The organism is Zunongwangia sp. SCSIO 43204 (genome assembly GCF_019904275.1).
Taxonomy (GTDB): Bacteria; Bacteroidota; Bacteroidia; order Flavobacteriales; family Flavobacteriaceae; genus Zunongwangia; species Zunongwangia mangrovi.
This window is the reverse complement of record NZ_CP063204.1, coordinates 4,451,235-4,463,559: the sequence shown is the minus strand read 5'-3', so window position 1 is coordinate 4,463,559 and position 12,325 is coordinate 4,451,235. Positions and strand designations below refer to the sequence as shown.

Sequence of the window (12,325 nt, the reverse complement as noted above, 5' to 3'; positions counted from 1 at the left end):
CGACTGTAAAATAAACTAAAACTTAATTAATATGAGTGTTCAAACAATTCTTCAAAATGTAGAAGCAGCAAAACAGGTAAACCAGTCAATCCAAATAAGTAGAAAGGGTGAAATTAATAATGATCCTTTAGTTATTCCGGATCTTGGATTTGGAGAAGGTTCCTTTATCAAGGATGAATTAGCAGAAATGTTTTTCGAAACCATTAAAGACTGGAGGGTTAAGAATAGAAAATCTGAAATGCTTATTCTTGATGTTTTACAAAAATGGACGAGATATTTTAAAAATGAGATTCCAACTGCAACCCGATCGATCATATTGAATTTTAAAGATCATTCAGTTCAATGGAGCCACAATGAAGGAGAACTGATAATTTCCGGAGGAAAAACCGAATTACACAATGATGAAATATTAGCTATTGCAGAAATTTTTCAAGTTGTCAGAGGAATGATTTCCAAATCAGCGAAGTATGATAGCGAAACTAAGGAACTAATATGTTACAATTACACTCTTGTTTATAGAGAAAAAGAAAGTAAAAGTAAGGTCAATCACATTGAAAATAGAGGATATAAATTTGAGGATGCGCCTGATATGGATAGCCTATTAGTGACGGGAGGATTACAAGAGCTTACAAACGAGGAACTGGAATTGATTGCGGCTTCTTTCTATATAAATGAATATGATATTGATCCTTGGCATCGACCTGATGGAACCTGGTTTTATGAACTTTACTACGGGCCAAAATTTGCTGAATATAAAGGATCTAATATGTCTTTAAAGCGATAGGAGTTGAGATTCATTACTAATCCTCATATAACAAACCCAAATTTCATTCAATAAAAAACATCATGGGAAACAATAGCACTTTAACAAAAGAGAACCTCGAAAGAATTGAAAAGCTTTTCAAAAATGAAGAGGACTACAGAAAAATTATGCAATCGCTCAGAAAAACTAGGAGTGGCCTTATGCATATTCATAACCAGAGCTCTCATTACAAAGATGAGATCTTTGAACAGATGAAAACTCTCAATGATTTGATTGGAGTTTTTTTTGTGGATGATATGCCTCATCCTTGGCTAGAGGATGATTTTAGCAGTCCTACCGATTCAGGAGATCCCGAACTTGGTACGCATTTGATCGAAGGTTAAAACAAAATATATCGGACAAAGATACATCTTGCACTAAAAATACCGGGAAAGATATCAATACTAAAGTTCAAAGTTAAGTTTTGTCACCTGAATTGTCACCTTGAAATAAAAAGCCCCGTAATCATTGGTGATCCGGGGCTATTCAGTGGAGTCGGAGGGGTTCGAACCCTCGTCCAAACAAGCAATTCAGAAGCTTTCTACACGCTTAGTTTTCGCTTGGATTGTCGAGAAATAATCTGGCCAAAAACAACCTAATTATTTCCGTATCCTCAATTAGATTTCAAAACTGCATCAAGGCCCTGCAGTCTCTATATTTACTTTATCGGTGCCTCTGGTGTGGACGCCGTAAATCAAGGCTTCCACGAGACATCTCGGCTCCCTACCTTGTAGGGACTAAGCAAAACCTACTATGATTCGGTTATGCAGCCAAGGCGTAGTTATTCTCGCCGTTTAAAAAAGTGTGAAATATGAGATTTACGAGCTATATCCCAGCGCTCGGCGTGCTTACAACTCAATTAGACTCGCTGTCAAAACCAAGTCGACCCCAATATGTAAAGAACATTGTGCTTTGTTTTTGGGCGTTCCGTTTGTCCTCTCGGCCAAACGGCGGGCTATCCGCTTTTAGTTTTAGTTCGTCGCCTCACAAAAAGCTAACCGCTGCTATCCCTAACGCAAAATCGAATTTCAATTAAACAAAGAAAATCAAATTCAGCTTACCACTTACAAAATGGCAAGGCCTGCAAAGGTACTATTAAATTTATATCTTTACCCGATAATCGGGATTTTAAATATTTTATAACTTTTTTAAAATTCTAAAAACTTAGATCTCGATATTCAATATTTAGACCGCTAATTTTTAAATTAGGAAAACTAAATTCGATACAAAAAACAGATCGCGAAACTAAAAAGACTCATCTGTTTTTACAACTATTAGCTTTTAAAAATCGATACAAATTGTACAAAACCTATACCAATCTATGCTGAAATTCGCCATTATTCGGGAAGAAAAAACACCACCAGATCGTCGCGTGGTATTCTCGCCAAAACATCTAAAACAAGCAAAAAATCAATTTCCAGAAGCTCAATTTAAAGTTCAGCAATCTGATATTCGAATTTTTAAGGACGAAGAATATCAAAAAGAAGGATTTAAGGTTTCGGAAGATATTAGCGATTGTGATGTAATGATTGGGGTAAAGGAAGTGCCGATTAAAAGCCTTATTCCGAATAAAAAATACTTTTTCTTTTCTCATACCATTAAAAAGCAGCCCTATAATCGCGATCTTTTAAAGGCGATTTTAGATAAAAACATCGAGCTTTTTGACCACGAGGTAATTACCAGCGAAAGCGGAATGCGACTGATTGGTTTTGGTAGATATGCCGGTTTGGTAGGTGCGTATAACGGATTTCGAGCAATCGGACTCAAAAATGAAAGCTTCAATTTACCAAAAGCAGATAATCTTCCAGATCTTGCTACGATGTTGGCCGAATTGGATAAAATCAAAGTACCAAATCTTAAAATAGTGCTTACCGGTAGCGGAAAAGTAGCTCGTGGCTCTAAAGAAATATTAGATCACCTTAAAATCAAGAAAGTTGAGGTGCCAGAGTATCTTTCAGAAGAATTTGATGAGCCTGTATATTGCCATATCGATGTTTTAGATTATAATAAGCGCAAAGATGGTGCAGAAGGTAGTATTCCGGAGTTTTTCAGTAATCCCGAGTTGTACGAATCAGATTTTTGGCGTTTCGCCGTAAGCAGCGATTTCTTTATTGCAGGGCATTTTTATGGCGAAGGTGCTCCCGTATTTTTCACAAAAGAAGAGGCTAAAACGCCCAATTTCAGCATAAAATATATTGCAGATATTTCCTGTGATATCGCTGGGCCGGTGCCTAGCACGATACGACCTTCAACGATTGCAGATCCTATTTATGGCTATGATCCAGAAACAGGAGAAGAAATAGATTTTAAAGATCCCAAAGCGATTACCGTAATGGCGGTAGATAATTTACCTTGCGAATTGCCTAAAGATGCCAGCGAAGGTTTTGGCGAAATGTTCTTAGAGTATGTGCTGCCGGCTTTTTTCAATAATGATAAAAACGGAATTTTAGAAAGAGCCCGAATGACCAAAAATGGTAAATTAACGCCTAAATACTCTTACTTGCAGGATTTTGTAAGCTAAAAACCAAAGCTTTTTTATCCAATATCGTATCTTGTTAGACATTAGAATTAATCACTTCTCTCTTATTATGAAAAAAACATCACTACTTCTGCTGGGTTTGCTTTCCCTGGTTTCCTGTAAAAATGAAGAAATAACTTCTGAAAAGAAATACAAAGAAATTACCGGCATCAGTCATGATCTAAAACCTGGCGATAATTTTTTTAGATACGTTAATGCAAAATGGTACGATACCATTACAATTCCTGAAACCCAGGCTGGGGCAGGGGCCTATATGTTTATGAATTATCCGCAGCGACTTCGTTTGCAGGGAATTCTGGATAGTGTTTCGCAAAGTGAAAATACTGAAGGCAGTATTGCACAAAAAGTGGGCGATTTCTATGCTTCCGGGATGGATACAGCAACCATAAACAAAAGAGGTTTCGAACCTGTACAACCAATTTTGAATGAAATCGATGCTATTTCAGATATTTCTTCGATGATGCATTTTGTGACAAACGCTACGATGTCTGGGAATGGTTCTATCTTAAGTTTTTATGTGGGGCCAGACGATAAAAATAGCCAGATGAATATCGCACATGCAAGCCAGACGGGGATTGGTTTGCCAGATAGAGACTATTATTTCAGTGAAGATTCAGAAACAAAAGAAATTCAGGAAGCTTATAAAAAATACCTTTCAACATTATTTCAGCTTACCGGGATTAGCGATGCTGAAGCTTCTAAGAAAGCCAATGTAGTTTATGATATCGAGAAGCAGATAGCCGAATCGCATAGAACCAGGATCGAGCGTCGTGATGTAAAAGCCAATTATAATAAAATAGAGGTAAACGAACTTGACGAAAAACATCCAAATATTGGTTGGCCTGCAGTTTTAGAAGATCTAAATGCGCAAACAGATGCTATCGATGTTGGGCAACCAGAATATTACGATACGCTTAATTCGCTTTTAAAAACAGTTCCTTTAGAAGATTGGAAGGTTTATTTAAAAGTTCATACTTTAGAAAATTATGCAGATAATTTAAGTAAGCCTTTTGTAGATGCTTCTTTCGATTTTACCAAAGTGATCTCTGGGCAAGCAGTTCAGAAAACTCGCGGAGAGATCATGGCAAGTGCCGTAGATGGATATCTTGGCGAAGCTTTGGGGCAGTTGTACGTTAAGAAATACTTTCCTGAAGAAGCCAAAGAGCGTATGCAGGAACTGGTAGATAATGTTCAGAAAGCTTATGCAAAAAGAATAGAGGATTTAGAATGGATGAGTGATAGCACAAAAATAAAAGCTAAAGAAAAATTGGCTGCGATTACTAAAAAAATTGGCTATCCGGATAATTGGAAGGATTACGCTAATGTAAGTATCGATAGAGATACTTATTTTGAAAATATTGTTTCGGCTTCTTCCGCGGCATACCAACGCAATTTGGAAAAACTGGGAGAGCCGGTCGATAAATCAGAATGGTTTACTACACCTTCCACAGTTACGGCCTACAACAATCCATCGGCAAACGAAATTGTTTTTCCGGCGGGAATTTTACAACCTCCTTATTTTGATAACAAAGCTGATGATGCATTAAATTACGGCGGAATAGGAATGGTGATCGGTCACGAGTTAACGCATACCTTCGACGATCAAGGAGCCCAATTCGATAAAGAAGGAAATGTAAAAAACTGGTGGACAGATAGCGATTACGAGAAGTTTAAATCGAGAATCCAGCAGGTGATCGATCAATACAGCACCTTTACGGTTTTGGATTCCCTTCATATAAAAGGCGCAATGACGGTTGGTGAAAATACCGCAGATATTGCCGGAGTGGCGGTTGCTTACGATGCTTTTAAAATGACCGAGCAGGGACAGGATACTACCAAGATCGGCGGATTTACGCCAGATCAGCGATTTTTCCTTTCGGTTGCTAAAATATGGCGTGTAAAAATGAAAGATGAATTTCTACGATTATGGATTAATAACAATCCGCATTCGCCACCATCATGGCGAGTAAACGGACCTTTAATGAACAATCCGCATTTCTATGAAGCTTTCGATGTACAACCCGAAGATTCATTGTATTTAGCTGAAGATGAAAGAATTCTTATTTGGTAAGGGTTTAGTTTTAACTAGAATATTTAACTTCTACTCTATAATCGCCTGTTATCGATTTTTCTTTGATTGATGATGGGCGTTGTAGCCAATGCTCAATTACGAAATAAAAAATTATTTGACTCAAATTTTAAGTTCAAACTTTTTTCCTAAATTAGCTAGCACGTCTTAAGATAAGCATTGCCCTACCCTAGCTTATTTAAATTCAAAAAATGAAAAAAGGAATTATCCTACTTATTCAGTTCATTGCAATTGTTGCAGCTTCTATATGGTGGTTATCAGAAGGAAATATTATTTCTATTCTCGCTGTACTAACCGCAACCGGTACATTTCTAGCAACCCTGTTTTTTACAAAAAAGAATAAGCCAAAAAGTCCTGGGGACAAATTCTCACAAAGAGCTGGTAAAAATTCTAAGCAATATATGTCTAAAGGTGACATGAAAATTGGCAAAGATTAAATGGCAGAGTTTAAACAGGACGCTGGACCTAATTCGGAACAGTACGCGTCAGAAGGTAATATGGATATTAAAAAGGGAATTCATTTTCACTATGAAAAACCCGCAGATGAAAAATATATCCAATATTTAAAATTAGTAGAAGAATTTGAAGAAGAAATCGAAAATGGTGATTCTAATATTGGAGATTTTATTGACAAATTACTTCAATATACGAAGCGTACATACGATAATAACCTAGATTTAAAAGAAAAGTTAAGGCTAGGGGGATACTCTGATTCGTATTACAGAAGAGCAAACGCAATGAAAGAAAAATACGCTATGAACTTTTTGCAGGAGGAACTTTCAATTTCAGCTCAGAAAATTCATGCCTATATTCTTGCAGAAGTTTCTTATAGGTTTTCAATACATATAAATTTATTTATTGAGGAAGGTTATTCTAGAGTGGAAATTGCGGAATTGATTAATGTAAAAGTTGTTGAGCCAATTGAGGCAATTCTCGCTCAAAAAAATGTATTAAATATTGGAATTACTACATTAGACCGGACACTAAGTTGAGAGAATATTTTTGCTAGTTATTACCTTAGCAATTATGAGAAGAAAATCTAAACATTACACCTTAGAATTTAAACAAAAAGCAGTCGAGTTAAGTTATGCTAAAGGCAATGTAAAACAAGTATGTGAAGACTTGGATATATTTCCATCTGTACTTTACCGTTGGCGTAGAGAGTTAAAAGATTACGGTAACAACAGTTTCCCTGGCCGTGGTAATCCTAAAATGACCGATGAAGAAAAAGAGATAGCCCGATTAAAAAAGGCATTAAAAGAAGCCGAGTTAGAACGAGACATCTTAAAAAAGGCCATCAGCATCTTCTCCGCGAGCGACAAGAAAAATACAGGTTTATAAAACAACACCTTATGAGATTTCCTGTCGAGACGATGTGTAAAATATTGAAAGTAAGCAAAAGTGGCTATTACCATTGGTTACAATCGGGACCAAGTAAATTATGGTTAGAAAATCAAAAGGTAACTGGGCTTATTAAATCTATATTTAAAGATAGCTTTCAAAGCTATGGTTCACCTAGAATAAAAACAGAACTAGAGACATTAGGCTATAAAATATCAAAGCCTAGAGTTGCACGTATTATGAGTGCTAATTATTTGTTTGCAAAACGAAAACGTAAGTTTAAAGCAACCACATATAGTCAACATAATTACCCCATAGCTCCTAATTTATTAAACCAAAACTTTGAAGTAAGCCGACAGGATCAAGTTTGGGTAAGCGATATAACCTATATCAAAACCAAACAGGGCTGGTTATACCTTACTGTCATTATTGATTTGTTTAACCGCAAAGTTGTTGGATGGGCTCTAAGCGATAATCTAAGTACAGAAGACACTATTATTAAGGCTTGGCATATGGCTATAAAGAAAACTACTTTAACCCAGTCTTTAATTTTTCATTCCGACCGAGGTATACAATATGCCAGCCATAAGTTTACCTCATTAATTAAAAGTTACAATGGCTTAGTAAACCAATCTATGAGCAGAAAAGGTAATTGCTGGGATAATGCCATTGCTGAATCGTTCTTTAAATCATTAAAGGTAGAATGGGTTTATAGGCACAATTATAAGTTGAGATCTGAAGCGGAGTTATCCATCTTTGGATGGATAGAAACTTGGTATAATAATAGAAGAAGACATTCCTTTTTAGGAAATAGAACTATAAGAGAATTTGAATTAGACATGTATAACCTTAAACTAGCAGCGTAGTCATTCAACTATTTGTCCAGTTTTTTGTTGCAAGTCCATATTTATAAAGATGATATTATGTGTATGATTTATTTCCTTACTGGAAATTGTCATATAAATTGGAATTAATATGATATTATACCATCCACTAACAGACGCTTATCATAACCTTTATAGAAATTTAGTTATACTTCAATCTCTAAAAAGTGATCCAATAGAATCTGATAGACTTCTTATCTATAATTATTTTTTTTTATTTCCTCAAGAGTTAAGAAGAACAACCCTTCCAAATGAATATAAGTAGCTACAAAAAAATAAAGTTTCAGAATAAATTTAATTCTATCAAGAATCATCAAACGGTAGTTGGACGTTTAAAAACGGTTCAGGAAATAACCATTCAAAGCTTAATTGGTTATGGATTCGTCAATCAAAAAATATACTTAAGAGAAAATAATATTACACTTAATGATTCGGCACTCGAAAAAAAATTTGACTTAGATGATGTTCATAAAAAAGTAATTACCCTTTATAAAGAATATTTCCACTTTTTAAGCCTCCGAGAATTGAAGCAAAGAACTAAAATTTTAGAATATAGATATGAGCAACCTTAGATTAAATGAGCTAATTGTAGTTCAGGGTGATAAATATGTCTATCGCGAAAAATTTGATCACAAAGTCAACATTATCCGTGGCGACAATAGTACAGGTAAATCATCTATTGCGAATTTTATATTTTTCATTCTTGGTGGTGAATTCACTGAATTTTTACCAGAAGCAAAAAGATGTGATTACGTTATAGCTGAGTTATTAGTAAATAATGCACCTGTAACCGTACGGAGGAATATCGACAAAAATGACAATTACCATGTCATGACTAAGAGACCGATGTATATTAATGTAGCACCACTTCAACAAGCGATCAAATCGCAAATTAAAGGTTGGAAAATTTACCAATATTCTCAGACAGATAGGCAAGAATCTTTCAGTCAAAAATTATTTCAACTTTTAAATTTTCCCGATATCTCCTCAGAAAACCAGGAGACTATTACTATGAATCAAATTCTACGGTTAATATATATAGATCAACTAAGTAATCTTAGTGACCTAATGCGTAATGAGGATTTTGATTCTCCATCTGTTCGAGATGCTGTAGGGAATTTATTATTAGGTACTTATAGTGATGAAAAACTAAAATTTGAACGTCAGTTAAAAGAGGTTAAGAAAGAATACGATAAGATTTCAACTCAAACTGCTGCAATGAAAGATGTTTTTAAAGAATCTTCTTTCGAATTTAACACTACTAAAATTGAGGGTGAAATACAGAAGCTAGAAGAACAACTTAAAAAAGTAAATTCTTCCATTGCTAATCCAGAAGACATATTAAAAAATGCTAGGCCATCTGTTACCAAGAAAGAATTAGATAGTAACCGGCATAAACTCATACAAATAAAAACCAAATATCAAGATCTCAATGAAGAGTTAAAGAATACAAATTTGGCTTACATTGATGGTAAAGAGTTTATTAAAGTCATCGAAGACAAAATAAATGACATTGATATTTCAATAAAATGGACTTGCAACAAAAAACTGGACAAATAGTTGAATGACTACGCTGCTAGTTTAAGGTTATACATGTCTAATTCAAATTCTCTTATAGTTCTATTTCCTAAAAAGGAATGTCTTCTTCTATTATTATACCAAGTTTCTATCCATCCAAAGATGGATAACTCCGCTTCAGATCTCAACTTATAATTGTGCCTATAAACCCATTCTACCTTTAATGATTTAAAGAACGATTCAGCAATGGCATTATCCCAGCAATTACCTTTTCTGCTCATAGATTGGTTTACTAAGCCATTGTAACTTTTAATTAATGAGGTAAACTTATGGCTGGCATATTGTATACCTCGGTCGGAATGAAAAATTAAAGACTGGGTTAAAGTAGTTTTCTTTATAGCCATATGCCAAGCCTTAATAATAGTGTCTTCTGTACTTAGATTATCGCTTAGAGCCCATCCAACAACTTTGCGGTTAAACAAATCAATAATGACAGTAAGGTATAACCAGCCCTGTTTGGTTTTGATATAGGTTATATCGCTTACCCAAACTTGATCCTGTCGGCTTACTTCAAAGTTTTGGTTTAATAAATTAGGAGCTATGGGGTAATTATGTTGACTATATGTGGTTGCTTTAAACTTACGTTTTCGTTTTGCAAACAAATAATTAGCACTCATAATACGTGCAACTCTAGGCTTTGATATTTTATAGCCTAATGTCTCTAGTTCTGTTTTTATTCTAGGTGAACCATAGCTTTGAAAGCTATCTTTAAATATAGATTTAATAAGCCCAGTTACCTTTTGATTTTCTAACCATAATTTACTTGGTCCCGATTGTAACCAATGGTAATAGCCACTTTTGCTTACTTTCAATATTTTACACATCGTCTCGACAGGAAATCTCATAAGGTGTTGTTTTATAAACCTGTATTTTTCTTGTCGCTCGCGGAGAAGATGCTGATGGCCTTTTTTAAGATGTCTCGTTCTAACTCGGCTTCTTTTAATGCCTTTTTTAATCGGGCTATCTCTTTTTCTTCATCGGTCATTTTAGGATTACCACGGCCAGGGAAACTGTTGTTACCGTAATCTTTTAACTCTCTACGCCAACGGTAAAGTACAGATGGAAATATATCCAAGTCTTCACATACTTGTTTTACATTGCCTTTAGCATAACTTAACTCGACTGCTTTTTGTTTAAATTCTAAGGTGTAATGTTTAGATTTTCTTCTCATAATTGCTAAGGTAATAACTAGCAAAAATATTCTCTCAACTTAGTGTCCGGTCTAATGTAGTAATTCCAAAAACAAGAAAAACATTCGGAGCTTTAGAATTAAAGTATTGTCCTGCTTGTTTTGAAAAGTTGGAAAAAGTAAATGAACATCAATGTTCTTTATGTAAACAGGAAATACCTGATGAAGTAAACCTTTCAAGATTTTCAAGAATGAAACTAGAGTTGGAAATGCAGTTGAAAGAATCAAAGAATCTATTGGAGGAAAGGGAAAAGAAAATCAAGGGGTTAAAACAATCAATTAAAGAGACAAGTAGACAATTAAATACTGCTCAAAAAGATTATGATCTTTTAACCCAAAAGACTAGTAATACAGCTTCCAATGTGCTCGAAAAACTGTTTGAAAAGAAAGGGAGTTTAAAATTTGAAATACAATATCTTCAGAAACAATTAGATTTAATTTCTTCATACGAAGAATATAGAATTAGGGCAGAGCAATTAAAATCACAACAGGAAAGATTAAAAAATCAAATAGAAGATTTAAACTTCGATCAAAAGAAAAAATCCATTGAAGCATACAATAGAATAAATTATTATGCACTAAAATTAGTTCATGCTGATGGTGATTATGAAGAAAAATTCGAAGAAGGAAAAAAGACATCAATAAGCTTTAGAGAAAACAAATATTACTTAGATAAGCGAAATAGATTCTCCGCGAGTTCAATGGTTGTATTAAAAAACTGTATAAGATTTGCAATATTTTTTGCCTCGGTAGAACTAGATTTTTTCCGATTCCCAAAGTTCATTCTTTGTGATAATATAGAAGATAAGGGGATGGTTGATGAGAGAAGTAAAAACTTTCAAAATAAAGTTGTTGAGATAGCCAATTCTGATGCAATCAAAAATAAAGACTACCAAATAATTTTCACAACTTCAAAAATTTCAGAAAAACTAAACATTCCAGAATATACCGTTGGGGAATACTATACTCCAACTAACAAGAGTATTAATTTTGATGGTGTAAATTAGTAATAAGTCGCACTTGCAACAACAACGATTAATCGCAAATAGCGGCACCGTTAGTAAGAAAATAATTAACTTGACCAACGAACCAATACTAAGCCGACAAGTCCGCGTCTCTAATCCCGCAACTTGCGATAACCGCAAATCGTTAGGGCACATATGAAAAACAAACTACTGATATTAATAACAATAATTACAATTTTAGGAATTAGTTCCTGTAGTAACTATAAAATTGAAAAATCTGATTTTTCTTTAATTCCTTACAGTGGAAAAGAAATTCTTGTATTTAAATCAACAGAAAATAAATTTGATACAATATTTTTAAACGGATTTGATAAATATTCTGCTGGTTCTGACCCTTTAGCAATTTTTCCAGACAAACACGAAATTTATCGTTTGAATTGCACTGTTTCTGACCCAAATTACGATAGGTATCTTGATGGTAAAAGTATAATTGAATTAAGTGCTGGTCAAGGAGGAACAACTATTTGGTTTGATATAGCAATGAAAGAATCTTGGTTTTACGGAAAAAGTATTTACTCAAAAACTGAATTTGATAGTATTCCGTTGTCAAAAATTACGATTGGCAAAAAAGTATATGACGACGTTAAGATTTTTGAATCTGATGGCTCATATGAACAAAGGGACAACTACGCTGAAAGGTTTTACTGGAGCGTAAGTGATGGTTTTTTAGGACTTGACAGACGAGATGAAAAATGGAGACTGATAAAAAAATACGTGCCCTAACAATGCATAACCGCAATTGCTGCGGATTTTCCTATTTGGAAAATCCTCGCAAACGCCAAACGTTCTTTATTTTTAACTAACTTAATACAAAAACCAACGCAACTTGCGATAACCGTGACCGTTAAAGGTAGTGACAGACAAGACAGATAACAAAC

Annotated in this window: 14 protein-coding genes and 1 other RNA gene; 13 read left to right on the top strand and 2 right to left on the bottom strand. The window is 34.5% G+C overall.

The annotated features are described in order from the left end of the window. The first annotated feature begins 31 nt into the window (after positions 1-31). Entirely contained in the window at positions 32-784 is a 753-nt protein-coding gene (locus INR75_RS19690; RefSeq protein WP_223090158.1) for a hypothetical protein, read from the top strand. 62 nt (positions 785-846) lie between these two features. Then, entirely contained in the window at positions 847-1,146 is a 300-nt protein-coding gene (locus tag INR75_RS19685) for a hypothetical protein (protein WP_223090157.1), read from the top strand. Positions 1,147-1,289: 143 nt separating this feature from the next. Here the strand turns inward: INR75_RS19685 and ssrA are convergent. Next, positions 1,290-1,692, bottom strand: a transfer-messenger RNA (tmRNA) gene (gene ssrA, locus INR75_RS19680). 431 nt (positions 1,693-2,123) lie between these two features. Here ssrA and INR75_RS19675 point away from each other — a divergent pair. The 9 genes from INR75_RS19675 to INR75_RS19645 all read left to right on the top strand — a co-directional run bounded on the left by INR75_RS19675 (position 2,124) and on the right by INR75_RS19645 (position 9,215). Continuing rightward, a complete protein-coding gene (locus INR75_RS19675) occupies positions 2,124-3,323 on the top strand; it encodes an NAD(P)-dependent oxidoreductase (protein WP_223090156.1) in 1,200 nt (399 codons plus the stop codon). A 67-nt stretch (positions 3,324-3,390) separates the two neighbouring features. Then, a complete protein-coding gene (locus INR75_RS19670; protein ID WP_223090155.1) occupies positions 3,391-5,412 on the top strand; it encodes a M13 family metallopeptidase in 2,022 nt (673 codons plus the stop codon). A 209-nt stretch (positions 5,413-5,621) separates the two neighbouring features. Then, the gene (locus tag INR75_RS19665; RefSeq protein WP_223090154.1) at positions 5,622-5,867 is read left to right on the top strand and encodes a hypothetical protein; all 246 of its coding nucleotides are present in this window, start codon (positions 5,622-5,624) and stop codon (positions 5,865-5,867) included. Continuing rightward, positions 5,868-6,422 carry an ABC-three component system protein gene (locus INR75_RS19660; RefSeq protein ID WP_223090153.1) on the top strand — a complete coding sequence of 185 codons (555 nt, stop codon included), beginning with the start codon at positions 5,868-5,870 and terminating at the stop codon, positions 6,420-6,422. Between the two features lie 10 nt (positions 6,423-6,432). After that, positions 6,433-7,637 (top strand): IS3 family transposase gene (locus tag INR75_RS19655; protein WP_086026153.1). Its coding sequence is split into 2 segments (ribosomal slippage): positions 6,433-6,712 and positions 6,712-7,637, totalling 1,206 coding nucleotides; the frame shifts between segments, so codons are not numbered across the junction. Positions 7,638-7,649: 12 nt separating this feature from the next. Further along, positions 7,650-7,745: an ABC-three component system protein gene (locus INR75_RS20665; protein WP_370629868.1), complete on the top strand. Its 96-nt coding sequence runs from the start codon at positions 7,650-7,652 to the stop codon at positions 7,743-7,745. Between the two features lies 1 nt (position 7,746). Next, entirely contained in the window at positions 7,747-7,920 is a 174-nt protein-coding gene (locus INR75_RS20660; RefSeq protein ID WP_370629867.1) for an ABC-three component system middle component 5, read from the top strand. Then, positions 7,907-8,227, top strand: coding sequence for an ABC-three component system middle component 5 (locus tag INR75_RS19650; RefSeq protein ID WP_223090152.1), 321 nt, complete (start codon positions 7,907-7,909; stop codon positions 8,225-8,227). Before INR75_RS20660 ends, INR75_RS19650 begins: the two co-directional genes overlap by 14 nt. Beyond that, complete coding sequence (locus INR75_RS19645) at positions 8,214-9,215, top strand: ATP-binding protein (RefSeq protein WP_223090151.1); 1,002 nt, start codon at positions 8,214-8,216, stop codon at positions 9,213-9,215. The genes INR75_RS19650 and INR75_RS19645 overlap by 14 nt, the downstream gene beginning before the upstream one ends. Positions 9,216-9,223: 8 nt before the next feature. Here the strand turns inward: INR75_RS19645 and INR75_RS19640 are convergent. Continuing rightward, positions 9,224-10,428 (bottom strand): IS3 family transposase gene (locus INR75_RS19640; protein WP_086026153.1). Its coding sequence is split into 2 segments (ribosomal slippage): positions 9,224-10,149 and positions 10,149-10,428, totalling 1,206 coding nucleotides; the frame shifts between segments, so codons are not numbered across the junction. Between the two features lie 104 nt (positions 10,429-10,532). On the opposite strand from INR75_RS19640, the gene INR75_RS19635 reads away from it, so the two are divergent. Together INR75_RS19635 and INR75_RS19630 are read left to right on the top strand one after the other, a co-directional pair. Then, a complete protein-coding gene (locus tag INR75_RS19635) occupies positions 10,533-11,429 on the top strand; it encodes a hypothetical protein (RefSeq protein WP_223090150.1) in 897 nt (298 codons plus the stop codon). A gap of 153 nt (positions 11,430-11,582) precedes the next feature. Then, entirely contained in the window at positions 11,583-12,170 is a 588-nt protein-coding gene (locus INR75_RS19630; RefSeq protein ID WP_223090149.1) for a hypothetical protein, read from the top strand. The last annotated feature ends 155 nt before the right edge of the window (positions 12,171-12,325 follow it).